Origin of the sequence: Agromyces luteolus (genome assembly GCF_009729855.1) — a bacterium.
GTDB lineage: Bacteria > Actinomycetota > Actinomycetes > Actinomycetales > Microbacteriaceae > Agromyces > Agromyces luteolus.
Map to the genome: position 1 here is coordinate 222,572 of NZ_WODA01000002.1, position 24,898 is coordinate 247,469.

Annotated in this window: 25 protein-coding genes; 14 read left to right on the forward strand and 11 right to left on the reverse strand. The window is 71.7% G+C overall.

Annotated elements, in window-relative coordinates; all coding sequences use genetic code 11:
• Positions 1–171: 171 nt before the first annotated feature.
• A complete protein-coding gene (locus GLX25_RS01245) occupies positions 172–672 on the forward strand; it encodes a YdeI/OmpD-associated family protein (protein ID WP_166548314.1) in 501 nt (166 codons plus the stop codon).
• 12 nt (positions 673–684) lie between these two features.
• Here GLX25_RS01245 and GLX25_RS01250 read toward each other — a convergent pair whose 3' ends face one another.
• Genes GLX25_RS01250 through GLX25_RS01270 form a run of 5 tightly spaced genes read right to left on the reverse strand, consistent with a single transcriptional unit; the run spans position 685 to position 5,616 of the window.
• The gene (locus GLX25_RS01250) at positions 685–1,572 is read right to left on the reverse strand and encodes a MurR/RpiR family transcriptional regulator (RefSeq protein WP_240898046.1); all 888 of its coding nucleotides are present in this window, start codon (positions 1,570–1,572) and stop codon (positions 685–687) included.
• A 5-nt stretch (positions 1,573–1,577) separates the two neighbouring features.
• Positions 1,578–2,804, reverse strand: coding sequence for a M20 family metallopeptidase (locus tag GLX25_RS01255; protein ID WP_271192328.1), 1,227 nt, complete (start codon positions 2,802–2,804; stop codon positions 1,578–1,580).
• Positions 2,804–3,610, reverse strand: coding sequence for an amino acid ABC transporter ATP-binding protein (locus tag GLX25_RS01260; protein ID WP_276498265.1), 807 nt, complete (start codon positions 3,608–3,610; stop codon positions 2,804–2,806). The genes GLX25_RS01255 and GLX25_RS01260 overlap by 1 nt, the downstream gene beginning before the upstream one ends.
• Positions 3,607–4,608, reverse strand: a complete 1,002-nt coding sequence (locus GLX25_RS01265) for an amino acid ABC transporter permease (protein WP_155840383.1) — start codon at positions 4,606–4,608, stop codon at positions 3,607–3,609. The genes GLX25_RS01260 and GLX25_RS01265 overlap by 4 nt, the downstream gene beginning before the upstream one ends.
• Before the next feature lie 42 nt (positions 4,609–4,650).
• The gene (locus GLX25_RS01270) at positions 4,651–5,616 is read right to left on the reverse strand and encodes an ABC transporter substrate-binding protein (RefSeq protein ID WP_155840384.1); all 966 of its coding nucleotides are present in this window, start codon (positions 5,614–5,616) and stop codon (positions 4,651–4,653) included.
• A gap of 230 nt (positions 5,617–5,846) precedes the next feature.
• On the opposite strand from GLX25_RS01270, the gene GLX25_RS01275 reads away from it, so the two are divergent.
• The 4 genes from GLX25_RS01275 (at position 5,847) to GLX25_RS01290 (ending at position 9,961) form a co-directional block, all read left to right on the forward strand.
• A complete protein-coding gene (locus GLX25_RS01275) occupies positions 5,847–7,160 on the forward strand; it encodes a cyanophycinase (protein WP_155840385.1) in 1,314 nt (437 codons plus the stop codon).
• A 138-nt stretch (positions 7,161–7,298) separates the two neighbouring features.
• The gene (locus GLX25_RS01280; protein ID WP_155840386.1) at positions 7,299–8,009 is read left to right on the forward strand and encodes an ABC transporter ATP-binding protein; all 711 of its coding nucleotides are present in this window, start codon (positions 7,299–7,301) and stop codon (positions 8,007–8,009) included.
• The gene (locus GLX25_RS01285) at positions 8,006–9,307 is read left to right on the forward strand and encodes an ABC transporter permease (protein WP_155840387.1); all 1,302 of its coding nucleotides are present in this window, start codon (positions 8,006–8,008) and stop codon (positions 9,305–9,307) included. Before GLX25_RS01280 ends, GLX25_RS01285 begins: the two co-directional genes overlap by 4 nt.
• An 18-nt stretch (positions 9,308–9,325) precedes the next feature.
• Positions 9,326–9,961: a TetR/AcrR family transcriptional regulator gene (locus GLX25_RS01290; RefSeq protein ID WP_155840388.1), complete on the forward strand. Its 636-nt coding sequence runs from the start codon at positions 9,326–9,328 to the stop codon at positions 9,959–9,961.
• A 46-nt stretch (positions 9,962–10,007) separates the two neighbouring features.
• On the opposite strand, the gene GLX25_RS01295 is transcribed toward GLX25_RS01290, so the two are convergent.
• Both GLX25_RS01295 and GLX25_RS01300 read right to left on the reverse strand, forming a co-directional pair.
• On the reverse strand, positions 10,008–10,673 hold the full coding sequence (locus GLX25_RS01295) for a GAP family protein (RefSeq protein WP_155840389.1): 666 nt from the start codon (positions 10,671–10,673) through the stop codon (positions 10,008–10,010).
• Positions 10,670–11,200: a TetR/AcrR family transcriptional regulator gene (locus GLX25_RS01300; protein ID WP_166548315.1), complete on the reverse strand. Its 531-nt coding sequence runs from the start codon at positions 11,198–11,200 to the stop codon at positions 10,670–10,672. The genes GLX25_RS01295 and GLX25_RS01300 overlap by 4 nt, the downstream gene beginning before the upstream one ends.
• 165 nt (positions 11,201–11,365) lie before the next feature.
• Between GLX25_RS01300 and GLX25_RS01305 the strand changes: the two genes are divergently transcribed.
• From GLX25_RS01305 to GLX25_RS01315, 3 genes are all read left to right on the forward strand, one after another.
• Positions 11,366–13,030: an MFS transporter gene (locus GLX25_RS01305; RefSeq protein ID WP_205719795.1), complete on the forward strand. Its 1,665-nt coding sequence runs from the start codon at positions 11,366–11,368 to the stop codon at positions 13,028–13,030.
• Positions 13,027–13,596, forward strand: coding sequence for a hypothetical protein (locus tag GLX25_RS01310; protein WP_155840392.1), 570 nt, complete (start codon positions 13,027–13,029; stop codon positions 13,594–13,596). The genes GLX25_RS01305 and GLX25_RS01310 overlap by 4 nt, the downstream gene beginning before the upstream one ends.
• Positions 13,597–13,737: 141 nt before the next feature.
• Positions 13,738–14,346, forward strand: a complete 609-nt coding sequence (locus tag GLX25_RS01315) for a YdeI/OmpD-associated family protein (protein ID WP_155840393.1) — start codon at positions 13,738–13,740, stop codon at positions 14,344–14,346.
• Between the two features lie 10 nt (positions 14,347–14,356).
• Here GLX25_RS01315 and GLX25_RS01320 read toward each other — a convergent pair whose 3' ends face one another.
• Positions 14,357–15,328 (reverse strand): SDR family NAD(P)-dependent oxidoreductase, encoded by a 972-nt coding sequence (locus GLX25_RS01320; protein WP_155840394.1) that lies wholly within the window; start codon positions 15,326–15,328, stop codon positions 14,357–14,359.
• Positions 15,329–15,383: 55 nt separating this feature from the next.
• On the opposite strand from GLX25_RS01320, the gene GLX25_RS01325 reads away from it, so the two are divergent.
• Positions 15,384–15,965 (forward strand): TetR/AcrR family transcriptional regulator, encoded by a 582-nt coding sequence (locus GLX25_RS01325; RefSeq protein ID WP_155840395.1) that lies wholly within the window; start codon positions 15,384–15,386, stop codon positions 15,963–15,965.
• 13 nt (positions 15,966–15,978) lie between these two features.
• Here the strand turns inward: GLX25_RS01325 and GLX25_RS01330 are convergent, their stop codons facing one another.
• The gene (locus GLX25_RS01330) at positions 15,979–16,776 is read right to left on the reverse strand and encodes an ABC transporter permease (RefSeq protein WP_155840396.1); all 798 of its coding nucleotides are present in this window, start codon (positions 16,774–16,776) and stop codon (positions 15,979–15,981) included.
• A complete protein-coding gene (locus GLX25_RS01335) occupies positions 16,773–17,729 on the reverse strand; it encodes an ATP-binding cassette domain-containing protein (RefSeq protein ID WP_155840397.1) in 957 nt (318 codons plus the stop codon). The genes GLX25_RS01330 and GLX25_RS01335 overlap by 4 nt, the downstream gene beginning before the upstream one ends.
• Positions 17,730–17,774: 45 nt before the next feature.
• On the opposite strand from GLX25_RS01335, the gene GLX25_RS01340 reads away from it, so the two are divergent.
• The gene (locus GLX25_RS01340) at positions 17,775–18,242 is read left to right on the forward strand and encodes a MarR family winged helix-turn-helix transcriptional regulator (RefSeq protein WP_155840398.1); all 468 of its coding nucleotides are present in this window, start codon (positions 17,775–17,777) and stop codon (positions 18,240–18,242) included.
• A gap of 3 nt (positions 18,243–18,245) precedes the next feature.
• On the opposite strand, the gene GLX25_RS01345 is transcribed toward GLX25_RS01340, so the two are convergent.
• Positions 18,246–20,240, reverse strand: coding sequence for an MGH1-like glycoside hydrolase domain-containing protein (locus tag GLX25_RS01345; RefSeq protein WP_166548316.1), 1,995 nt, complete (start codon positions 20,238–20,240; stop codon positions 18,246–18,248).
• Between the two features lie 167 nt (positions 20,241–20,407).
• On the opposite strand from GLX25_RS01345, the gene GLX25_RS01350 reads away from it, so the two are divergent.
• The 4 genes from GLX25_RS01350 to GLX25_RS01365 are packed head-to-tail and all read left to right on the forward strand — an operon-like array spanning position 20,408 to position 24,813.
• Positions 20,408–21,454: a LacI family DNA-binding transcriptional regulator gene (locus GLX25_RS01350; RefSeq protein WP_155840581.1), complete on the forward strand. Its 1,047-nt coding sequence runs from the start codon at positions 20,408–20,410 to the stop codon at positions 21,452–21,454.
• Positions 21,455–21,482: 28 nt separating this feature from the next.
• Positions 21,483–22,712 carry a sugar ABC transporter substrate-binding protein gene (locus GLX25_RS01355; protein ID WP_271192329.1) on the forward strand — a complete coding sequence of 410 codons (1,230 nt, stop codon included), beginning with the start codon at positions 21,483–21,485 and terminating at the stop codon, positions 22,710–22,712.
• 2 nt (positions 22,713–22,714) lie between these two features.
• Positions 22,715–23,890, forward strand: a complete 1,176-nt coding sequence (locus GLX25_RS01360) for a carbohydrate ABC transporter permease (RefSeq protein WP_155840400.1) — start codon at positions 22,715–22,717, stop codon at positions 23,888–23,890.
• Entirely contained in the window at positions 23,887–24,813 is a 927-nt protein-coding gene (locus GLX25_RS01365) for a carbohydrate ABC transporter permease (RefSeq protein ID WP_155840401.1), read from the forward strand. Before GLX25_RS01360 ends, GLX25_RS01365 begins: the two co-directional genes overlap by 4 nt.
• Positions 24,814–24,898: the final 85 nt, after the last annotated feature.

Consider the following 24,898-nt stretch of genomic DNA (forward strand, 5'->3'; position numbering starts at 1 on the left):
CAGGTCCCGCCGGCCGGCGTTCGCGCGCCCCCAGTTCCGGGGGCGTCGTGCTCGCGAGGGATGCCGCGTCCCGCGACACCGCCGAGGCATCCTCACGTCGTTCTCGGGGCGTTCTCCCAGCCGTCCCGGCGCCGTGTGGGCGACGCTCGGATCGGGAGGGAGCAGAGCGTCATGGGCGAGCCTGAACCGGAGTGGGAGTTCGTCGGCGTGGTCGAGCCGCTCGCGTGGGGACGGAGCACCTACACGGTCATCCGGATCCCGCCGGAGCTGGCGGACGCGGCGCGCGAGGTGGGGACGCGGCGCATCGGCGGGACCATGGACGACGTGCGGGTGAACCTCGCGGTGACGCGGGCTCCCGTGATCGACGGTCCGTTCGTGTGGGCCGGGCGGTCGCTGCTGCGCCGCCTCGGGGTCGAGCCCGGGGTCGCGGTCTTCTGCCGGCTCCGGCCGGTCGATCCCGACGAGGTCGACACCCCGGCGGATGTCGCGGCCCGCCTCGACCGCGCCGGCGTCCGAGCACGCTGGGAGGGGCTCGATGCCGCGACGCGACGACGCCGGCTGTACTCGATCGACTCGGCGCGGACCGATGGCGCCCGCTCGCGTCGCATCGACGAACTCGTGGAGCTCCTCGGAGGCGGCGGGCGGACGGGACCGGACTCGGACGGCGCGTGACCGCGCGGCGCTTCAGTAGAGACCCAGCTCCCGGCCGGCCTCCTCGACCTCCCGCATCCTGCTGGAGGCCGCTCCCCCGAGCCGCTCGGCGCACTCGGCGATGAGGGCCTCGACGATGGCGAGCACGGGCGTCATCGCGTCGAACGCGGCGGAGGGCGAGTCGGTCTCGCTCGGCAGGACCACGTCGGCCTCGCTCGCGATCGGCGAGAGCCAGGCATCCGTGAACAGGACGACCGAGGCCTTGCGGTCGCGAGCCGCCGCGGCGAGCCGTCGGGTCGGTTCCTCGTAGCGCCGGTAGTCGAAGAGCACGACCACGTCGCCGCGACGCAGCCCCGCGACCGCCTCGATCCGCCCGGCGTCGTGTTCGGGGAGGGCCGTGACGCCCGTGCGGAGCAGTTGCAGGTGCTGGGCGAGCAGGCGCGCGAGCAGCCCGCTGAACCGCCCGCCCGCGACGAGCACGCGCGTGCGCGGCGTGCACAGGAGGTCGACCGCGCGATCGAACTCGTCGGCGACGAGCGCGTCGAACGTGCGGTCGAGCGTGCCACGCGTGATCGAGGCCGCCCGCCCGAGCCCGGACTCGGACCCGGCGCCCGCGTCGGAGCGATGCCGGTCGTAGAGGTCGATCGGGGACGCCGACCGCTCGTCGAGGTCGTCGCGCAGCGCCTGCTGGAAGTCGGGGAATCCGCGATAGCCGAGGCGATTCGCGAACCGGAGGACCGTGGGCCCGCTCACGCCGGCGCGGGCTGCGAGCTTCGCGACCGTCTCGAAGCCCGCGGACGGGTACGACGACAGCAGCACGCGCGCGACCTTGCGCTCGGCGGGGCTGCAGTCGGCCATGCCGCGACGGATGGCCTCCGCCATCGGAACCGGTGCGTCGGCTGCCACGTCCACCTCCCTCATCGTGCTCACCGTATCGGCCCGCCCTCCGAGACCGCGACGACGAGTCCGGCGAGGAGGGCGATCCGCTCCGGCGCGCTCTCGAGGTCGAGCCACTCGTCGACGCCGTGGTCGCCGCCGCCGACCGGGCCGAGGCCGTCGAGCGTCGGCACGCCGAGCGCGGCAACGAAGTTCGCGTCGGAGGCGCCGCCGGTCGCCGCGACGTCGAAGTCCAGGCCGAGCCGGTCGCCCACGGCCCGAGCGAGGGCGGCGAGGGCGTCCGTCGCCCCGCGCTCGAGCGGCGGGCACACGTCGAGCCGTTCCACGTCGATGCGCGCGCCCTCGACGAACGGCCGGGCGGCGCGCGCCTCGATCGCGTCGAGCGTCGCGACGAGCTCGGCGAGGCCGACCGAACGGACCTCGAGGTGCAGTTCGGCGGCGTCGGGGACGATGTTCGCCCGCGTGCCCGACGCGACCCGCCCGACGTTCACCGTGAGTCCCGGGACGGATCCGGAGAGCGCCTGCAGGTCGAGCACGAGCCGCGCGGCCTCGACCGCGGCGTTCACGCCGCGCTCGGGCTCGACGCCGGAGTGCGCTGCACGACCGTGGACCGTCACGAGCACGTCGGCGACGCCCTTTCGCGCACCCACGAGGTCGCCGTTCTCGCGTGCGCACTCGAGGCAGAGCGCGGCATCCGCCCCGCCGACGAGCTCGGCGAGGATCTCGCGGCTCGCGGGCGAGCCGACCTCCTCGTCGGGAGTGAACACGATGACGAGTTCGCCGAAACCGGCGTACCCGGCCCGGTCGAGCACGCGGGCGGCGGCGAGCGCGGCGGCGACGCCCGCGCCGTCGTCGCAGACCCCGGGACCGTAGGCGCGGCCGCCGGCGATGCGGAACGGCCGCTCTCCCACGGTGCCCGCGGGGAAGACCGTGTCGAGGTGGGCGAAGAGGACCACGCGCGCCCTCCCCGTGCCGCTTCGGCGCCCGACGACGACGGGGCCGTATCGACTCCCGTCGCGCTCAGGGGTCGGGACGACCTCGACGCCGAAGCCGTCCCGCCGGAGCTCGCCGGCCGCCCAGTCGGCGACCCGCGCCACGCCCTCGGCGTCGTGCGAGCCCGAGTCGATCCCGACGATCCGCCCGAGGTCCGCACGGAAGCGCGCATCGAGCGCGACCGCGCCGTCGAACAGCTCGGCCGGGGTGGGCGGGAAGGCGACAGGGGGACGGGCAGTGGTCTCGGCGGTGCCGCGCGCCACTACAGCACCTTCGAGAGGAACGCGCGGGTGCGCTCCTCCCGGGGGTCGACCAGCACCTGGGCGGGATCGCCGGCCTCGACGACGACGCCGCCGTCCATGAAGACGGCCACGTCGCCGACCTCGCGGGCGAAGCCGATCTCGTGGGTGACGACGATCATCGTCATGCCCGACTCGGCGAGTCCGCGCATGACGTCGAGCACGTCGCCGACCAGTTCGGGGTCGAGCGCCGAGGTGGGCTCGTCGAAGAGCATGACCTCGGGTTCCATCGCGAGGGCTCGCGCGATCGCGACGCGCTGCTGCTGCCCGCCGGAGAGCTGCGCCGGGTAGGTCCCGGCCTTGTCGGCGAGCCCGACCTGGTCGAGCAGGCGCATGGCGTGCGCCCTGGCATCCGCCTTCGAACGCCGGGCGACCTGCACGGGCGCCTCGATCACGTTCTCGAGGGCCGTCATGTGCGGGAAGAGGTTGAAGCGCTGGAAGACCATGCCGACCCTGCGACGCTGCGCGGCGACTTCCTTCTCGCGGAGCTCGTAGAGCTTGCCGTTCCGCTCGCGGTAGCCGACGGTCTCGCCGGCGACCCGGATCATGCCGGCGTCGATCTGCTCGAGGTGGTTGATGCAGCGGAGGAAGGTGGACTTGCCCGAGCCCGAGGGGCCGAGGAGGCACACGACCTGGCCGCGCTCGACCGACATCGTGATGCCCTTCAGCACCTCGAGGCTGCCGAATCGCTTGTGCACCTCGACGGCCTCGACCATGGGGCGTTCGACGACGGATGCCGCGGGCGCGGCCTGCGGGATCGTGGCGGTCATGACACCGCTCCCTTCTTCGACGCGCGAGCGGAGCGCGCCTCGCGGGTCGGCAGCGCGATGCTCTGCGTGATCGTGGCGACCCGCGAGCCGAGCGTGGGGCGCGGGCCGGTGAATCCGCGGCCGTAGCGGCGCTCGAGCCACATCTGCGGGATGGAGAGGATGGAGGTGAGCGCGAGGTACCAGATCGCCGCGACGATGAGCAGCGGGATGATCTTGTAGTTCTGCGTGTAGGCCTCGCGGATGTTCGACATGAGGTCGTCGCCGGCGACGATCGCGACGAGCGAGGTGCTCTTCAGCATCGTGATGGTCTCGTTGCCCATCGGCGGGATGATGACGCGCATCGCCTGCGGCAGCACGATGCGACGGAGCGTCTTCGTCGGCGACATCCCGAGCGAGTGCGCGGCCTCGGTCTGGCCGTGGTCGACCGACTGGATGCCCGCACGCACGATCTCGGCGGCGTAGGCCATCTCGTTCAGGCCGAGGGCGAGCAGCGCGGCGACGGTCGCGGGGATGAGGTCGCTCGTCGTGAACGACCAGAACTCGATCGACGTGAACGGCACGCCGATCACGATCTTCGGGATGAACGCCCCGATGAAGCCCCAGAAGATGAGCTGGAGCAGCAGCGGCGTGCCGCGGAAGATCCAGATGAAGAGCCACGCGGCGACCGAGAGGACCGGGTTGGCCGAGAGCCGCATGACGGCGACGACGATGCCGCCGAGCACGCCCATGACCATCGAGGCGACCGTGAGCCAGATGGTGATGAGCACGCCGTTGATGGTGAGCGGCTTGAAGAGGTACTCCGCGACCGTGGGGAGGTCGAGGTTCGGGTTCTGCAGGATCGAGGCGGTGGCGCCGATGCCGAGGACGAGGACGAGGACGGCGGCGATCCAGCGGCCCGGGTGGCGGACCGGGACGGCCTCGATCGGGCCCGGGCGGGCGCCCGAGGGGCCGGAGGGCCTCTCGGGCGCCGCCGTGGATGACGGCTGCGTTGCGGTCATGGGTTGGTGCTTCCTGTTCGGTACGAGCCCGAGGGGCTGCTGCTACTTGGCGTCGGCCGCGCCGTTGATCGTGGCCTCGTCGATGCCGATGCCGGTGACGCCGTACTGGTCGAGGATCGCCTCGTAGGTGCCGTCGTCGATCAGCGACTGCAGGGCGGCCTGGATGGCCTCGGCGAGCTCCTGGTTCTCCTTCAGCACGCCGATGCCGTTGAGGGTCGCGTCGTAGCCGTTCGGGGCCTCGGGGTCCTCGACGACCTCGAAGGTGCCGCCGTCGTTGGTGGTCTTCGCGACGTATCCGGCGCTCGGCTTGGTGAGCAGCGACGCGACGGCCTTGCCGCTCGTGATGGCCAGCTGCGCGTCGGCGTCGGAGGGGAACTCGCTGAGCGCGATCGGGTCGAGGCCCTCGGCCTCGCACTCGCCCTGCCAGACGTCGTTGACGAGGTCGACCTGGCTGGTCGCGCCCTGGACCGCGACGTTCTTGCCGCAGAGGTCGAGGTAGCCCTCGATCCCCTCCGGGTTGCCCGCGGTGGTGAGGATGCCGGTGCCGGACGCCGAGTAGTCGACGAACGTGAGCACCTCCATGCGCTCGACGCTCGAGGTCATCGCCGTGATCGTGACGTCGAAGTTGCCGGCCTGAAGTGCCGGGATGATGCCGTCGAACGCCTGCTGCTCGAACGCGAAGTCGATGCCGAGCTTCGCGCCGATGGCGTGGCCGAGGTCGACGTCGACGCCGGTGAGCTCGTCGGAGCCCTCCTCCTTGAACATCTCGAACGGCGCGTAGGGCGCATCGGTGGCGACCTTGACCGCGCCGGCCTCGGCGATCTCGGCGGGGAGCAGGTCGGCGGCGGCCTGGTCGACGGCGATCTCGACGCCGGCGATCTCGACGCCCTCGGCGGAGGAGTCGGCCTCGGAGGCGGTGCCGGCGGAGCTGCAGCCGGCGAGGAGGAGTGCGCCGGTGAGGCCGAGGGCGGCGAACGTGGTGCGGGTGAGGGTGGCTGACTGGGTCATGTGGGGTCCTTCGTCGGATCACTGCGGTGGGATCGGTGCAGGATCGAGTATGTAACAGGTGTTCCGAATTTGCCAGAACTTTTTCAATCTGTAATAGATCGGCCGCGATCCGCCCAGTCGCGGCGTCATCTTCGCACGATTGTCCGTGAGCCCTTCCCTCTCGCCGTATCGTCCGTTAGCCTCTCGCTCACAAGTGACCATCCTGTAACGCACATTCCAAGGAGGCAATCGTGCGGACACTCCCCGCTGCACTCTCGACCTGCACCGCAGCCGCGCTCATCCTCGCCGCCGTTCCAGCGACGGCGGCGAGCGCCGCGCCATCCGTTGCGGCACCACGCGCACCGCACGCCGTGCTCATCGGCGGCAACCTCGACGAGAACGCGGAGATCCTGCGATCCATCGTCGACCTCGCAGACCCCGACGGCGCCGGCCCCGCGAAGGCCCGGATCGCGATCGTGACCGCGGCCGCGCGCACGGCACGCACGCCCGAGCAGGCGGCCGACTCGTCGCTCAACAACGCCGCGGCGAACGGCCTGTACTACTCCGACCTGTTCCAGCAGTACGGTGCCGAGACGTACGCGGTGCCGGTCGACACCGCGATCGACTACCCGGGCGACGAGTACCGGCCGGACCGCGCCGACGACCCCGCCGTCGTCGCGGAGCTCGCGGATGCCACGGGCGTGTTCTTCGGGGGCGGCGACCAGATGCGCTACGTCCGGACCCTCCAGGACTGCGAGCCCGCCCCGCTCGAGGCGTTCACCTCGTGCACCGACACCCCGGTCCTCACCGCGCTCCGCGCGGCCGCCGATCGCGGCGTCGTCGCGGGCGTGAGCGCCGGCCTCGCCATCCAGCAGGGCGCCGACATGGTGACCGGCGGCGAGTCGTACGAGGCCTGGCGCGACGGCGCGACGGCCGGCTACCTCGACGACCCGACCGAGCTCGGCTACCTGCCCTCGGGCGGCTTCGGTTTCGTCGAGGGCGTGCAGATCGACAGCCACTTCACCACTTGGGGCCGCCAGGGTCGCGCCGTGAAGCTCGGCCTCGAGACCGGGCACGACCTCGTGCTCGGCGTCGACGAGACGACGGCCGTCGTGCTGGACCGCACGACCGGCGTCGGCCGCGTGATCGGCGAGCACGGCGCGTCGCTGCTCGACCTGAAGGGCGCCCGCGAGGCCGACGGCGGCGTGACCGGCGTGCGCTGGAGCTACGCCACCGCCGGCGACAAGGTGAACCTCAAGCGCGGCCTCGCACTCGCGGCCGACGGTTCTTCGAACGTGAAGCCGTCCGGCGGTCCGGTGGCCGAGCGCGACGACGTCTGGGACTCGCTCGAGGGTGAGGGCGGGGTCTACTCGTTGCGCGACCTGGCGCGCGAGACGGTCGCCTCCGCGTCGCGCACCGGAAGCGGGACGAGCTTCGAGGAGTCCCCGCAGTTCCGCACCACGCTGGCGCGCGAGCCGGGCACCCGCGCCTGGACCACTCCGGCCGGCACCGTCTCGTTCGCACGCCTCGACCTGCGCATCGAGGTGGTCGCGCCGGCGAGCTGAGCCTCGGCGAGGCCGCGGGCGGCGGATGGCACGGCGTGCCGTCCGCCGCCCGTCGCCGTTCCGGGCGGTTTCCCAGTTCGATCAGTCACTGTTGCAGTCACTGCATTCAAACCTGCAATCAGTGAAAGGGACTCCGTGATGACCACCTCCCCCGCACCGGGCGCCCCGCCGGTGCTCAGCGCTCAGGCGCTGACCAAGACCTACGGAAGCGGGCAGTCGAGGTTCGAAGCCCTGCGCGGCGTCTCGCTCGACGTCCGCCGCGGCGAGTCGCTCGCGATCGTCGGCAAGTCGGGCTCGGGCAAGTCGACCCTGATGCACCTGCTCGCCCTCCTCGACCGGCCGACGGCGGGAGCCGTCGAGATCGACGGCGAGGACGCGGCATCCGCGCCGGTGAAGCGGATCAACCGGCTGCGCAACGAGCGCTTCGGCTTCGTGTTCCAGCAGTTCTTCCTCACGGCCCAGCAATCGGTGCTCGAGAACGTCACGCTGCCGCTGCTCGTGGCCGGCGTCGCCCCGCGTGAGCGGACCCACCGCGGCATGGCGGTGCTCGAGTCCCTGGGCCTCGCCGACAAGGCGAAGAACAAGGCGAACGACCTCTCCGGCGGGCAGAAGCAGCGCGTCGTGATCGCCCGCGCGCTCATCAACGAGCCCGACGTGATCTTCGCCGACGAGCCCACGGGCAACCTCGATACCGCCACCGGCGGCCAGGTGGAGGACCTGCTGTTCGGCCTCCAGCGCGAGCGCGGCATCACCCTCGTCGTCGTCACCCACGACGACGACCTCGCCGCCCGGTGCGACCGCCGGGTCACCATCGCCGACGGCCTGATCGTGGAAGGGGCGGGACGATGAGGACCGCGGATGTCATCACCAACGCCACGCGGAACGCGTTCCGCAGCAAGCTCCGCACCACCCTCACCGTGCTGAGCCTGTTCGTCGGCGCCTTCACGCTCACGCTCACGACCGCGCTCGGCGCGGGCGTGAACGACTACGTCACCAAGCAGGTCGCCACGATCAGCACCGGGGACGTCCTCATCGTGACGCCGGCTGCGTCGACCGACACCACCGAGGGACCGGACGCGTACGATCCGGACGGCCGCCAGCAGTCCGCGCAGGCCAACCCGCTCGGCGCCGGCACGCTGCTGAACGACGACGACCTCGACGCGATGCGCGACATGGACGGCGTCGACCGGGTCGAGCCGGTCCGGCAGATCGCCGTCGACTGGGTCGCCCCATCGGGCGGCGCCGACGACGAGCGGTACGAGCTCGACGTGAACCCGACATCGTCGATCGGGCGCAGCGACCTCGTCGCGGGCGACCAGCTCGACCAGGAGGCCGACGAGGCGCAGATCGTGCTGCCCGAGGACTACCTCGACGCGCTCGGCTTCGCCGACGCTGAGTCCGCGATCGGTGAGAAGGTGGAGCTCGGCTACACCGATGCCGCGCAGGCCGACCAGGCGATCGAGGCCGAGGTCGTCGGCGTCGCCCGCACGAGCCTGCTCGCCGCCGGGGCCGGCGTGAACCAGAGTCTCACCGACACCATCGCCGAGGCGCAGGCGATCCCCGGACAGCCCGACGCGTACGTCGTCGCCGTCGCCACCCTCGCCGGCACCGGCGACGACGGCGCGGTCACCGCGTCCGACGTCGACGACGTCAAGGCGCAGCTGGCCGACGCCGACCTCGCGGGTCAGACCGTCGAGGACCAGCTCGGCGTCATCCAGACCGTCATCAACGGCATCATCGGCGTGCTCAGCGCGTTCTCGGTGATCGCGCTGCTCGCGGCATCCTTCGGCATCGTGAACACGCTGCTCATGAGCGTGCAGGAGCGAACACGCGAGATCGGGCTCATGAAGGCCATGGGCATGTCGAACGGGAAGGTGTTCTCGCTGTTCAGCCTCGAGGCGGTCGTGATCGGCTTCCTCGGGTCGGCGATCGGCGCGCTCGCGGCCATCGGCCTCGGATCGGCGATCTCCACGGCGCTCTCGGCCGGCCCGCTCGCCGACCTGCCGGGGCTCACGATCCTGCTGTTCGACCCCGTCAACGTGGTCGTCGTGATCCTCGTGATCATGCTGGTCGCGTTCCTCTCCGGCGTGCTGCCCGCCCGCCGGGCGGCACGCCAGGACCCGATCGACTCGCTACGGTACGAGTAATCGACGAGGAGGCGGATCATGTCGACCGAGCCCGGACCCCGACGCCGAGGCGTCGCCGAGACGACCGCGGCGATCGAACGCGCCGCGATCGACCTCGTGACCGAGCACGGCTACGACCAGGTCACGGTCGACATGATCTGCCAGGCCGCCGGCATCAGCCAGCGCACCTTCTTCAACCACTTCAAGACGAAGGATGCCGCCCTGCTCGGCACCGACGAACCGGCCATCGACCAGCAGGCGGCGCGGGAGTTCATCGTCTCGGACGGGCCGCTCCTCGCCGAGGCCGCCGGCCTCGTGCGCATCGAGCCCGACCGGCTGCCGGCCGACCCGTCGCTCATCATGCGCCGCATCAACGCCGTCTCGCAGAACCCCGTGCTGCTCGCGCGGCAGATGGAGCGGCTCACGGCCATCGAGGACGAGCTCCGCCAGATCATCGCCCTCCGGCTCCGCCAGGACGCGCTGCGCGACGGCGCAGACGAGGCCGAGCTCGCCGACCTCCCCGAGCAGGCCGAGATCGTCACCCACCTGCTCGCCGGGCTCATGCGCTACGTCGGCATGAGCTGGGCGCGGGCGGCCGCCGCCGGGACGCCGCCGCCGATCGGCACGGAGCACCTCGCCGAACGGCTCGAACGCGTCATCCGCAAGCTGGGGTGAGGCGCCGCGCTGGATCTCCGGCCGCCGGGCGATCCAGCCGGGCCGCTCACCGCAGCAGGAACGGAACGACCGCCACCGCGATCGCGGCGAGGAGGAGCAGCAGGCCGATCGGGACGGACCGGCGCACCACGCCGCTGCCGAAGCGGTCGATCAGTCGTTGCAGCCGCGCGCGGGTCGGCTCGCGGGCGGCGAGTCCGATGGCGAGCAGGACGAGGCAGGGCAGGCAGTAGACGAGGGTGTAGCCCGCGAGGACGGCCAGCCCCTCCCCCGGGCCGAGCCCGGCGTCGACCATCCGCTCGATCGCGATGAAGTAGGGGAACGCGTTGGGCAGGTCGGCCGCGGTGATCACCGCGCCGAAGGGCAGCGCGGTCCAGGGCGTGAACCAGGCGGGCAGTCCGATGGGTCGGCGCGCGCGGTCGCGGAATCGTCGGATTCCCGCGATCGCGAGCGCGACCGACGCGGCACCGAAGGCCAGGAAGCGCAGCAGCGTCACGACGCCGTCGACGGCGCCGGCCGCGGCCCCGGCGGTGAGGAACAGCACCCCTCCTGCCGCGAACACGGTGAGCGCGGCGCCGGCGACGGCGGCGGCCGCGGTGAGACCGGGGCGGCGGGGTGCCGCGATCAGGATCAGCGCGACGGTGAGGATCGTCGCGGGGTTGAACGCGTCGAGCGCGGCGAGCCCGGCGATGCCGAGGAGCAGGGTGAGGCTCACTCCCGGCCCGCTGCGGTCGGCTCGCCGAGCAGGCTGCGCTCGAGCCGGTCGAGGTCGCCCGCCGGCGCGGCATCCGTACCCGCGAACGCGTTGAACGCGAGGCCGTCACCGACGAGGCGGATGATGCGCGCCCGCACCGGGTCGCCGACCTCGTCGGCGATGAGCCGCTCCCACCGCTCGGCGGCCTCGGTCGCTGCGGCGATCGTCTCGTCGCCCGGCGACTCCATCGCCCGGTGCGCGACCGCCATCGCCCGGAACAGGTCGAGGTCGTCGCCCTCGGGAACCGAGAGCCGGAGCCAGGCGGATGCCGCGCGGCCCTCGCCGGCGGCCGCCGACATGGCGCGGTCGACCTGCTCGAGTGCCTGACGGGCGAGGCCGTCGACGAGGGCCGCCCGAGTCGGGAAGTGGTGGATGAGGCCGCCCTTCGAGACCCCGGCCGCGTCGGCGACCGCGTTCAGCGACGGCACCACGCCGCGCTCGATCGTCAGGTTCCGGGTCACCTCGAGGATCCGTTCACGCATCTCCATGCACTCATCATCGCACACCGACCGACCACCCGGTCGGTCGAGTGGAATCTGTCGGCCCGAGCACGCTGCGGCTACTGTCGTGTCTAGCGCCCGGCGCTCGCCTGGGCTCATCGTCCGCTGGGGGTCGGGATGGGTGCTGACACGACATCGAGCCGGAACGACGGCGTGGTCCAGTCAGTCGGTCAGCCGACCTCATGGCTCCCGCTCATCGTCGTGGTGCTGACGCAGATCCAAGCGTCGTTCGCCGTGAACGCGCTCACCGTGTCGATGGCGGGCATCACGAGCGACCTGGACACCGCGGCATCCTCGGTCGGCATCGCGATCACGGCCGGGACGTTCTCGATGGCGGCGTTCATCCTGCTCGGGGCGAAGGTCGGAGCCCGGTTCGGCACGCGTCGGGTGTTCCAGATCGCGGTCGCCATCCACGCCGCCGCGATGGCCGGCGTCGCGCTGGCCCCGACGCCCGCGGTCCTGTTCATCGCCCAGGCGTCCTCGGGCGCAGTGATCGCGCTGATCGCCCCGGCTCTCACCGTGTTCATCGCGACGAACTACCACGGTGCCCAGCAGGCTCGGGCGATCGGGCTGCTCGCCGCGGCGATCCCTGCAGCCGGGGTGCTGGCCCTGCTGATCGCGGGCCAGTTCGCCACGACGATCGGCTGGCGGTGGTCGTTCTGGCTGATGGTCGCCCTCGGCGCGGTGAACCTCCTGCTCAGCTTCCAGCTGAAGCCGGTTCCGGCGCAGCCCGGCCTGACGATCGACTGGACCGGCGCGCTGCTCGCGGCATCCGCGATCGTCCTGCTCAGCTTCGGCTTCTCGGGCCTGAACACGTGGGGCGTGTGGAATGCGACCGAGCAGGCGCCATTCGACGTGCTCGGCGTCTCACCGGCCCCGATCCTGATCGCGATCGGCATCGTCACCGGGCAGGTGTTCTTCCTGTGGCTACGGCGTCGAGCGGCACGCGGCGAACCGCGCATCTTCGACCTGCGCGTGCTCGCGACGGGCGCCGAGCGCGCGGTCACGGCGTGCATGGCGACCATGCTCTTCGTCGGCACCGCGGCGAACTTCCTCATCCCGCTCTACATGCAGGTCGTCCAGGGCCTGTCCGGCATCGAGACGTCGTTCTCGATCATCCCGTACACGCTCTCGATCTTCCTGTCGTCGACCTTCATCGCGGTCCTCTACGGCCGGTTCAGCCCACGCGTGCTCGGCTCGGCCGGGTTCGTCGTGGTCGCATCCGCACTGACGCTGCTCGCGTTCACCGTGCGCGGGGACTGGGGTCAGCTGTTCGTGGTGATCGGCCTGGTCCTCCTCGGGCTCGGACAGGGCTCGATCGTCGCACTCGTCTTCAACACCCTGCTCTCCGCCGCCCCGAAGCAGCTCGCCGGCGACGTCGGCGCCTGGCGCGGCCTCGTGCACAACCTGTCCGGATCGGTGGGCATCGCGGTCGCGACGGCGTTCGCGGTCGGCGTGCTCGCCACCTCGCTCGCGACCTCGGCCGTCCAGAACCCGGACATCAGTGGCGAGCTCATCAGCGAGGTCAACTTCGACGACGCGGACTTCCTCACCAACGAGCAGCTCGAAGCGGTGCTCGCCGGAACGTCCGCGTCGGAGGCGGAGGTCGCGGCGGCGATCGAGATCAACGAGGAGGCACGGCTCAGAGCGCTCCAGATCTCCCTCCTCGGCCTCGCCCTCCTGTCGCTCCTCGCCATCGTCCCGGCGCTCCGGATGCCGGACTACCGACCCGGCGACCTGCCGGAGAAGCTCGAACCGGATGACGGGGACGTCATCGACGAGGTCCCGGTGACGAACCGCTCGGAGTCGGCATCATGACCGGGCTCGAGCCGGCCGCCGTCGTCTCGCTCGAACTCCACGATCATGCGGAGCTGTTCGAGGCGCCGGAACTCGCACCGCTGGACGGCCGGTACGAGTCGCGGTCCGGAGTCGATCGAATCCTCGACGATCCGGGCGTCACCGCCAACGGGCCCCGGATCGTGCTGGATCTGAGGCTTCCCGATCATGCGCCCACCTCCACGAGCCCGGCACCGGATGCTGCCGCCATCGCCGGAGCCCTGCGCGGCTACAGCCGCCAACGGATCACCGCGCTCGATGCTCGGCTCGCCCGTATCCGTCGACGCGGACTCATCGAACTCGTCGCGGGCTCGATCTTCCTCGCCGCCTGCCTCGCCCTGAGCGGCGTGCTCGCGACGGTCTCCGACGGCTCCTTCTGGGTCACCGAGTTCCTGGCCGAGGGTCTCGTCATCGTGGGCTGGATCGCCCTGTGGCATCCGGTCGACCTGCTCCTCTTCGAGCCATGGACCCACCGACGCGAGCGCGGAGTGCTGCGTCGCCTCAGTTCCGCGCAGGTCCGGATCGCGCGAACGAGCGAGCCGGGCTGACGTCCAACCCTCCACCTCGGCCTTCCTGTTGCAGCGGGCTTCGATATCAGCCGAAAGTCGGTGACCGCGCGAGCGGAACCGGCGCAGGATGTGCAGCGGAATCGACCCGGTTCCGAGTGTCACGGCAGGCGAGGGCGAGAGATGACCGGCAGCGAGCTGAATCCTCCGTACGAACTCGTCGTAGTGGTGAGTCGCGGACAGTGGCGCGCGTGGCTCGAACGGCATCACGCGGACGCGCCGGGCGCGTGGGCCGTCACCGTCCGGAAGCCAGCGCTCGAGCCCGGCGCGGAACACGTCAGCGCCCAGGACCTCAACGAGGAGTGCCTCTGCTTCGGGTGGATCGACTCCCGGCCCGGAGCCGTCGACGAGACCCGCACCGCGCTGCTCTGCACGCCACGTAAGCCGGGGAGCGGCTGGTCGAAGGTGAACAAGGATCGGATCGAGCACCTCCTCGCCGACGGCCTGGTCGCCCCGGCGGGCCTCGCCGCGATCGAGCGTGCGAAGGCGGATGGCTCGTGGTCGTCGCTCGACGCGGTGGAATCGCTCGAGGTCCCCGACGACCTCGCCGCGGCGCTGGACGAGTACCCCGATGCCCGCTCGAACTTCGAGGGCTTCCCGCGGTCGGTGCGCCGCGGCATCCTCGAATGGATCGCATCGGCCAAGCGCGACGCGACGCGAGCGTCGCGGATCGCCGAGACCGCGGCGCTCGCGGAGGAGGGCCGGCGCGCGAACCAGTGGCCGCGGCAGTGAGTCGTGGCCACTATGCGACGGATGCCGCGTCGCTCCGTTCCGCCGCGACCGGGAACCGCTCCTCGATCCAGGCGAACAGCTCCTCCTGCCGCCCGAGGTCGAAGGTCGGCTCGGCGGCGAGGGTGGTCCGCCCGATCTCGACGTAGCCGCCGTGCAGGCCCGCGTGCCGGTCGCCGAGGAGCAGCTCGATCGCGTGGCGCGCGGTCGTGCGGGGCGTGGTCGCCTTCGGCAGGATCGCCATGACCGGCATGACGTGCTCCCATCCCCAGAAGGCGAAGTCGGGCAGCGTCCGCGTCAGCCCGGTGCCGGGCACGAGACCCGGGTCGTAGGTGTTCAGGCGGTGACCGGATGCCGCGGCGCGGCGCGCCCACGCGTGCGCGAGCGTGACGAGCGCGAGCTTGCTGTCGGAGTAGGCGCGACCGCCGGCCTGCCGCGTCGCGCCCGCCTCGGATCGATCGACCGCGGCGAGCTCGGCGGGCGGCGCGGAGCGCGGGGAGGGCAGCAGCCCGAAGGACTGCAGCCGGCCGCGGTGGGTGCTGGACCCCATGAGCAGCAGGTGAGATGAGGGCGCGAGCAGCGGCAGCAGCCCGCGGACGAGCGCGTGCTGGGCGACGACGTTGACGGCGAAGGTCTGCTCGACGCCCTGCACGCTCGTGCCGCGGCGATCGCCGAACTGGGCGCCGGCGTTGAGCATGACCGCGTTCGGCGCGGCGAGCTCGCCGAGCTCGATCAGCTCGCGGAGCTCGTCGATCGCGGCATCCACGCTGCGCAGGTCGGCGAGGTCGAGTGGGATGCCCGTCGCGGCGACGCCGGCGGCGTGGGCGTGTCGCACCGCGCGCTCGAGGGCGAACGGATCGCGGGCGAGCAGGACGAGGCTCGGTCGGGACGGGTGCTCGAGCAGTCGATCGAGCATCGACGCCCCGATGCCCCGCGTGGGGCCGGTCAGGACGACCGTCGGCGAAGTGATGTCATGATCTGTCATGGGTTCATCATGACCGATGTCAGATCATGACACAAGGGTTGGCTACGATATCCGCATGCCCCGCTGGCCCGCCGACTCGCGCGAACGTCTCGCGACCGCCGCCCTCGACCTGTTCTCCGAGCACGGGTACGGCGCCGTCACGATCGACCAGATCGCCGACCGCGCCGGGGTGACCGCACGCACCTTCTTCCGCCAGTTCCAGGACAAGGAGGAGGTGCTCTTCGCCGACGACGACCTGCTCCTGCCGATCCTGCTCGAGACCATCGCCGAGCCGAGCGGCCCGATCGAGGCCGGCACCCTCATGGAGCGTGCGCTCGTCGCCCTCGCCGATCGGATGCAGCCGGCGCACGAGGCCCTGCGCCGGCGTCAGGCCGTCATCGACACCGACGTCGCGCTCTCCGGGCGCGAACTCGCCAAGCAGGCGCGATGGGAGGGCACCATCGCGACGGCGCTGACCGAGCGCGGGTTCCGGGCGGATGACGCGAGCCTCCTCGCCGCGATCGGATTCGCCCTCTTCCGGCGCGAGCTCCACGCCTGGCTCGCCGATGCCTCACCGGATGCCGCTCCCCTCGCCGACCGCGTCCGCGCGGCCCTGCCCTCGCTGCGCACCATCCTCGACGCCACGACCGCGAACTGACGCCGCAGCGCCGTCACCCGCGGCTGATCCGCCCGCGGAGCGCGAGCGTGCTGAGCGTGAACGAGACGACCGCGACGATGAGGATGGCGACCAGCCCTCCCGCGAGTGCGGCGGCGTCCCATCCCTCGGAGATGAGCGATCTCAGCGCGGCGAGCACGTAGGTCACGGGGTTGTAGACGGCGACGGTGGCGAGCCATCCGGTCAGGGCGTCTTCGGGCACGAAGGTGGTCGTGAGGAACGCGAACGGGAAGAAGAGGATGAAGCTCGCGCCGACGGCGCCGGCCGACGCCGTGCGCAGGGCGATCGCGTACGAGAAGCCGTTGAAGGCGATCCCCCAGAGGCCGGCGATGAGCAGGAACACGATGAGCCCTGCGGCACCGGTCGCGTACTCGACGCCGACGACGGCGCCGAGCACGAGCACCGGGATCGAGAGCACGATGACGAGCACGAAGTCGGCGACGAGCAGCCCGAGCAGTAGCGCCGACCGCTTGACGGGCGCGATGAGCAGGCGGTCGAAGTAGCCGCCCACGATGTCCTGCTGCAGCGCCTGGGCGCGGTTGACGCCCGTGACGGCGAAGATGATCGCGACCGGCAGCTGGAACGCGCGGTAGTCCTCGATGCCCACCGCCGGCCCGATGTTCTCGAGCGCCCCGACGTTCACCGCGAAGAAGAAGATCGGGATGACGAGGGCCGGCAGCACCGCCTCGGGCTCGCGGAGCGCCCCCCTGAGCGCTCGCCCCGCGATGCTCATGAGGTCGGTGGCGAATCCGGCCGGGCGTGCGGTCGCACGGCGGGTGGCGACGGCGGTCATGACTCCTGCTCCTCGTCGTCGGAGGCGAAGCGGGTTCCGGTGACCTCGAGGAACACGTCGTCGAGCGATGCGGTTCGGAGGACGAGTTCCTCGACGTCGACGCCGGCCTGGTGCAGGGCGACGGCGACCGGGCCGACGGCACGCGACCCGTCCTGCGCGGCGATCGTGAGGTCGTGCCCGTGCCGATCGACGCGGTCGACGCCGGGGATCTCCTGCAGGCGCCGTACCAGTGCATCGTCGGCCGCCGGCGTGCGGACGAGGATGACGTCGGTGCCGACGGTGCGCTTGAGCTCGACCGGAGTCCCCTCCGCCGCGATCCGACCTCGGTCGATGATCGCCACGCGATCGGCGAGCCGGTCGGCCTCCTCGAGGTACTGCGTGGTGAGGAACACGGTGACCCCCGCCTCGGCGTTGAGACGGCGGACCTCCTCCCACACCCGGGCCCGGCTGAGCGGGTCGAGTCCCGTGGTGGGCTCGTCGAGGAACAGGATCTCGGGCGAGTGCACGAGCGCGGCCGCCAGGTCGATGCGACGACGCATCCCGCCGGAGTACGTGCTGATCCGGGCGTCGACGGCATCGCCGATGTCGACCAGTTCGACCAGCTCGTCGATGCGTCGGCGCGCTCGCCCGCGCCCCAGCCCGTAGAGGCGGGCCTGGAGGGCGAGCAGCTCGCGTCCCGTCTGGTTCGGGTCGAGCGCCGTGGATTGGAGGGCGGCGCCGATGCGCAGGCGCACGTCGCCCGGATGGTCCGTGACCGACGACCCGGCGACGGTCGCGTCGCCCGATGTCGGCTTCAGCAGGGTCACGAGCATCCGGACCGTGGTGGACTTCCCGGCCCCGTTCGGCCCGAGGAAGCCGTAGATCTCGCCCTCCTCGACCGACACGTCCAACGAGTCGACCGCGGTGAACTCCCCGAACCTGCGCGAGAGGGCCTGGGTGGCGATCGCCGGCATGGCTGTACCTCGCTAACTTGATTAGCTACTAAGCTAGATAGCGATATGGATGACGTCAAGAGCGGACCCGAGGTCAGCGAACTCCAGCTCCTCCTCCGAGAACTGCAGATCGCGATGACGGATGGCGCGGCCGCCGTCGCGCGGCGGATGCAGCTCGGCGCGAACGACCTGGCCGCGCTCGAGGCGGTCGTGCAGGCCGAGCCGGGGCATCCGATCGGCCCCGCCGACCTCGCGCGACGGCTCGATGTCAGCACGGCGGCGGCCACGGGGGTCGTCGACCGGCTCGAGGCCCGCGGGCACCTGCTCCGGCGACCGCATGCGACCGACCGACGGCGCATCGTCCTCGAGATGACGCCGAGCGCGGACGCGGCGGTCGAGGAGGCGCTGATCCCCCTGCTCGCCGCGCTCGGCGGCGTGGAGGAGCGCTTCGACGCGGAGGAGCAGCGTGTGATCGTCCGCTACCTCGGCGAGATCCTCGAGGTCTGGCGGCGCTTCTCCGTCGCGCCCGAGTAGGAGTCAGTCGACCTCGACGGTGATCGACCGCCCGCCGATCCGCACGCCGTCGACGCGCACGCGCCCGAACGACGAGATCGGCCGGACGCTCACCCCGTCGCCGTCCGGCTCCAGCCCGAGCACCGCGGTGAGCACGGCGACGGATGCCGCGGCCGACCACGCCTGCGGCCGGCACGCGGCGGGGTAGGGCACCGGCACGGCCACCTCGGTCGCAGGGTCCCCGGAGTGCAGCTCGGGCATGCGGTAGCCGAACCCGGCGGCGGCGCGGAGGAGTCCGTCCACCAGGCTCGCGGCGGCGTCGCCCCGACCCTCACGGGCGAGGCCGAGCACGGCGATCGCCGTGTCGTGCGCCCACACCGATCCGCCGTGGTAGCTCATGGGCCAGTAGCCCGCCGAGTCGGTCGACATCGTGCGCAGTCCGTAGCCCGAGTCGAGTGACGGGTCGACGAGCCGGCGCACGACGAGGTCGACCTGGCCGGAGTCGAGCAGGCCCGTGCCGAGCAGGTGCGCCATGTTCGAGGTGACCGTGTCGACCGGCCGCTTGTCGACGTCCAGCGCGATCGCCGGGTAAGCACCGGCGGGGTCCTCGATCCAGAACGCGGCGTGGAAGCGCCCGCGCAGGCGATCGGCCCACGCACGCCATTCGTCGGCACCGGACTCGCCGAGCGCCTCGAGCAGGTCGGCGCCGCGCCTCGCGGCCTCGAAGGCGTACCCCTGCACCTCGGCGAGCGCGATCGGACCCTCGGCGAGCGTGCCGTCGCGCCACTGCACGGAGTCGCCCGAGTCCTTCCAGCCCTGGTTCGCGAGGCCGCGCCCGGAGCGGTCGACGTACTCGAGCAGCCCGTCGCCGTCGGCGTCGCCGTGGTCGCGCATCCAGCCGAGCGCCGCCCGGAGGTTCGGGAGGAGCGCGCGCACCTCCTCCTCAGGCATGCCCCAGCGCCACGCATCGTGCAGGAGCAGGATCCACAGCGGGGTCGCATCGACCGTGCCGTAGTAGAGCGGCGGCAGTTCGCCGTCCGCACCGTCGAGCGCGAGCGACCCCCGCCGGAGCTCGTGCATGATCTTGCCCGGCTCCTCGGCGGTCGCGTCATCCGTCGTCACGCCCTGCAGTCGCGCGAGGACTCGCAGCGTGCCGCCGGCGAGCTCGGTGCCGAGCGGGAGGAGCATGCGCGCGGTCCAGATCGAGTCGCGGCCGAACAGGGTGAAGAACCACGGCGCCCCGGCCGCGATGAACTCGTCGCCGGGGTCCGACGTGGTCGTCATCCTGAGGGCGTCGAGGTCGGCGAGGCCGCGCTCGATCCAGCGGCCGAGCCGATCGTCGGCGGATGCCACGGCCGGCGGGCTCCACGACGGCGGCGTGTCGACGCCCTCGACGACCGCACCGGCGTCCACGGTCTCGATCGCCCACCCGACGGTGGCCTCGCCCATCGCGGGCACGTCGATCGTGCCCGAGAGCCGGACGAGGCCGGCGTCGAGTCGCACGTCGAGCCCGTCGGCGCGGAGTCGCGCCCGGACCTGCTCGGCGGTCCACTCGACGGCGCTGCCCGCACGTTCGAGCTCAGGAGCCGCCGCGGGCGGATCGGACAGTCCGAGCTTGACGCGGTCCATGGGCGCGGCGTCCGGGTGGATCTCGATCTCGACCCGGGCGACCACCGGCTCCGGCAGCCGGCTGCGGAGCGTGATGCGGTCGGTCGACCCGTTCGATGTGGCCTCGCGGTCGAGGACGAGCCGCACGCCGGGGTCGGGCGTGGGGTCGTCGAGCGTTCGCACGAGCGCGTCGATGCGAACGCGATCGGCGCGCTCGCCGCCGGTGGCGAGGTGCTCGGGTCGACGTCCGTCGACGGAGATCCGGACGGCTCGGACGAGCCGGACGTCGCCGACGTACACCCCGTGGATCGGGGCGTCGCCGAGTCGGCCGTCGGTCGCGAACCAGACCTGGGTGGGGGCGCGCAGGACCGCCAGCGCGTCGTTCAGGAGTGGCTGGAGTGGTGCGGTCACGAGGAGCTCGATTCCGTTTCGTGATGGAACGGTGACGACCGTACGGGTTGACACCGGTGTCGGTTGGGGGCAACATTAGCAAAGATTTGATCGATCAAATCAGCGGATTCCGAAGATCGTCGCAGACGACGACCCGCGCATGAGCCGAAGGGGGCGACGTGTCAGGGATGCCCACGGTCGACGACGTCGCCAGGGCCGCCGGGGTCTCGCGGCAGACGGTCTCCAACGTGCTGAACAGCCCCGAGATCGTCCGCGAGACCACTCGCGAGCGGGTGCTCGACGCCATCGATCGACTCGGGTACCGCCCGCACGCCTCGGCGCGTCGACTGCGCACCCGGAAGTCCTCGACGATCGCCGTGCGCATCGACCCGTGGCGCGACGGCATCTCGGGCATCGTGCTCGACCGGTTCCTGCACCAGCTCACCGAGCAGGCCGATCGCCGTGGGCTCCGCGTCATGGTGTTCTCGGCCGACGACCACGCCGACGAGCTCGCGCGCATCCGCCGTCTCCGCGAGGGCTCCGACATCGACGCCTTCGTGCTCACCGCGACGACCCACGACGACGAGCGCATCCGCGCGCTCACCGACCAGGGCGTCCCGTTCGTGGCCTTCGGCCGCCCGTGGGACCCGGAGACCCGGGCGGTCCCGCACCGCTGGGTCGACGTCGACGGCCGCGTCGGGGTCGCCGCGGCCGTGCAGCACCTCCGCGCCCACGGCGCGCGCCGCGTCGCGTGGATCGGCTGGCCGCACGGTTCCGGCACCGGCGACGAACGGCGCGCGGGCTGGGAGGCCGAGAGCGGCCTCGGCGACCGCGAGCGGGCGAGCCTGTCCCGCCACACCGAAGACGGCGTGACCGAGGGCACGCGGTGCGCGGGCGAGCTGCTCGCCCTCGCCGAGCCGCCCGACGCGATCGTCTGCGCGAGCGACTCGCTCGCCCTGGGCGCGATGATCGCCGCCCGCAGCGCCGGGCTCCCCGCGCTGCCCGTCGTCGGCTTCGACGACACCCCCATCGCCGCGGCGGTCGGGCTCTCGAGCATCGAGCAGCCCCTCGACGACGTCGTCGCCGCGGCACTCGAGCTGCTGTTCGGACCGACGGGCGACGACGTCCGGCCGAATCCGAGCAGCGACGAGGAGCCGGCGCACCGGCTCCTCGCGCCCCGACTCGTCGAGCGACGGCCTGGACACCTGGCGCTCGACGCGATCCCCGGCACCTGAGGCCGGCAATCACCAGAAGGGATACATCGTGAGGACATCACAATGGAGCGCCGTCGCTCTCGCGACGGGACTCGTCATCACCCTAGCCGCCTGCTCCCCCGGCGGGAACGGCGACGGCGGGGAGACGAGCGGTCAGGAGCTCAGCATCCTGATCGGCTCGTCGGGCGACGCCGAGACGACGGCGGTCACCGAGGCCGCCGAGGCGTGGGCCGCCGACACCGGCAACACGGTCGAGGTCGTCGCCGCGAACGACCTCGTGCAGCAGCTGGGCCAGGGCTTCTCGGGCAACAACCCGCCCGACCTGTTCTACATGCCGTGGGACCAGTTCCAGACGTACGCCGGGCAGGGCTTCCTGGAGCCGTACGCCGAGGACCTCGGGAACGCCGACGAGTTCCTCCCCGCGCTCCGCGAGCAGTTCACCTACGACGGGCAGTTCTACTGCGCCCCGAAGGACTTCTCCACGCTGGCGCTGCAGATCGACACGGATGCCTGGGAGGCCGCGGGCCTCACGGACGCGGACGTGCCGACCGATTGGGACGGGCTCGCCGAGGTCGCCGGTGCACTGACGACCGGCGACACCGTCGGGCTCGGGCTCGGGCGCGAGTACGCCCGCATCGGCGCGTTCATGGGCCAGGCCGGCGGCGGCGTCTACGAGGACGGCGAGGTCACCGCGGACTCGCCCGAGAACGTCGAGGCGCTCGACTACCTGCAGGGCCTCGTCGACGCCGGCAGCCTGGCGTACCCGCAGGACCTCGAGGCGGGATGGTCGGGCGAGGCGTTCGGCCTCGGCCGGGCGGCGATGGTCGTCGAGGGGCCGTGGATCAACGGCGCCATGGCGAACGACTTCCCCGACCGCAGCTTCATCAGCGTCGAGCTGCCCGCCGGCCCCGGCGGACCCTCGACGTTCGCGTTCAGCAACTGCTGGGGCATCCCCGCCGGTTCCGAGACGCTGGACGCCTCGGTCGACCTCGTCGAGTACCTCACCGCCGACGACCAGCAGCTGGCGTTCGCCGAGGCGTTCGGCGTGATCCCGTCGACCGAGTCGGGCTCCGCGGCGTACGCCGAGCAGTTCGCCGACAACGCGGCCTTCGTCGCGGGCGTCGAGTACGCGCAGAGCCCCGTCGCGTTCGCCGGTTCGGCGACCGCCGTGGCCGACTTCAACGCGTCGCTCGAGACGCAGGGCCTCTCCGACCCGGCCGCCGTGCTGGGTCCGTTCCAGGAGAACCTGCAGGCCGCCGCCGACGAGGCGAACGGCTGAGCATGAGCGGGGTCGCGTCCGGGTCTCGTCGCGGTGGAGGCATCCGCCGCGGCGAGGCCCGCGCGGGCTGGATCTTCGTCGCGCCCGCAGTCGTCATCGTCGGCGTCTTCCTCGCCATCCCGATCGTGCTCGCGCTCTGGGTCAGCTTCAGCGACTGGAACGGGTTCCGGTCGCCGCTGAACCCGAACGTGAACTTCGTCGGCCTCGAGAACTACGCCGCGATCACCGTCGATCCCGGCCTCGACCAGGAGAACTTCGGCCGGGCGGTGCGGAACAACCTCTGGTACGTCGTGTTCGTCGTGCCGCTGCAGACGATCGTCGCACTCCTGCTCGCGGTGCAGGTGAACCGGGCCGTGCTCCGCGGGCGCGGCTTCTTCCGCACTGCGTTCTACTTCCCCTCGGTCACCTCGACGGTCGCGATCGTGATCGTGTTCCAGTTCCTGTTCACGGCGTCGGGCGCCGTCAACGCGGTGCTCGGCTTCTTCGGCATCGACGGCCCGAACTGGTTCAACGACCCGAGCGGCATCTTCCACAACCTGCTCGCGACAGTCGGCGTGACGAGCCCGCCGCCCGCGCTCGCGCAGGACGGCCCGCTCGGCATCACCTGGTGGGAATGGTTCGCCGGGCCATCCGTCGCCATGTCGTCGCTCATCATGCTCGCGATCTTCACGACGTCGGGCACGTTCATGCTGCTCTACCTCGCCGGGCTGCAGAACATCGGCGGCGAGATCGACGAGGCCGCACGCGTGGACGGCGCCGGCCCCGTCCGCACGTTCTTCTCGATCACCCTGCCGATGCTCCGGCCGACGACGTTCACCGTGCTGACCCTCGGGCTGATCGGATCGTGGCAGGTCTTCGACCAGATCTACGTGCTCGGGGGCTCGACGGCCGGCGGCACGATCACGACACCGGCGTTCCTCGCCTACGAGACGTCGTTCAACGACCTGCAGTGGGGCCAGGGCGCGGCGATCGCGTTCATCCTGTTCGTGTTCATCATCCTGCTGACCCTGTTCCAGCGATGGCTCCTGCGCGAGAGGAACCCGCGCATGCGCACGCCGCGCATCTCGCGCGCGGCGGCGACGCTCGCGGCGGATTCCGGGCCGGCGACGGACCCGACCACCCGCGCACTCTCGTCCGCCGACGTCGATGACGAGCTCTCGAAGGGAGACCGCTCATGAGCACCGGCACCGCCGCGACGACGGCGACCGGCGGTCGGGCGGCGGATGCCGCCGCCCCGCCCCGCAGGCCCGGCCGGCGACGCAAGCGCACCCCCGCGCGGGTCCGCGCCGGGCTCTGGACCAGCTACCTGATCCTCATCGGGCTCGCGCTGATCTACGTCTACCCGTTCATCCTCTCGATCGCGGCGAGCTTCAAGACCGATGCGGATGCCACGCAGAACCCGCTCGCGCTCGTCCCGGAGACGGTGACGTTCGCCGCGTACGAGCGGCTGTTCACCGACGTGCCGTTCCCGCTGTGGTTCGGCAACTCGCTGCTGGTCGCGGTCATCGTGACCCTCGGGCGGGTGTTCTTCGACTCGCTCGCGGGGTACGCGCTGTCACGGTTGAAGTTCCGGGGCCGCACGTTCGTGTTCCTGTTCTTCATCGGCGTGCTCGCCGTACCGGGCGTGGTGCTGCTCATCCCCCGCTTCCTGATCCTGCAGCAGCTCGGCATGTACGACACGTACTCGGGCATGATCGTGCCGTTGCTCTCGACGGCGGCCGGCGTGTTCATCATGAAGCAGTTCTTCGACTCGATCCCGGTGTCGATCGAGGAGGCCGCACGGATCGACGGCGCCGGCACCTTCCGCACCTTCTGGTCGGTGGTGCTGCCGATGGCACGGCCGGCGCTCATCACGGTCATCATCCTGAGCTTCCAGGGATCGTGGAACGAGCTCGGTCACTTCATCGTGTCCCGGCAGAGCCCCGAGCTGAACACCCTCACGACCGGTGTCGCGTCGCTGGTCTCGGGCCAGCTGGGTTCGGGCAACCAGTTCCCGCTGCAGCTCGCGGCGGCGGTGCTCATGACGATCCCGGTCGCGGTGCTGTTCTTCATATTCCAGCGCCGCATCATGAACACGACGGCGGGGGCCGAGAAGGGCTGATGCCGGGTCGCAGCGATCGGTGACGATCGGGTGAACGGATGGCGCCGGCCGTCGCGGTCGGCGCCGACCTCGTGACAGCCTCGCG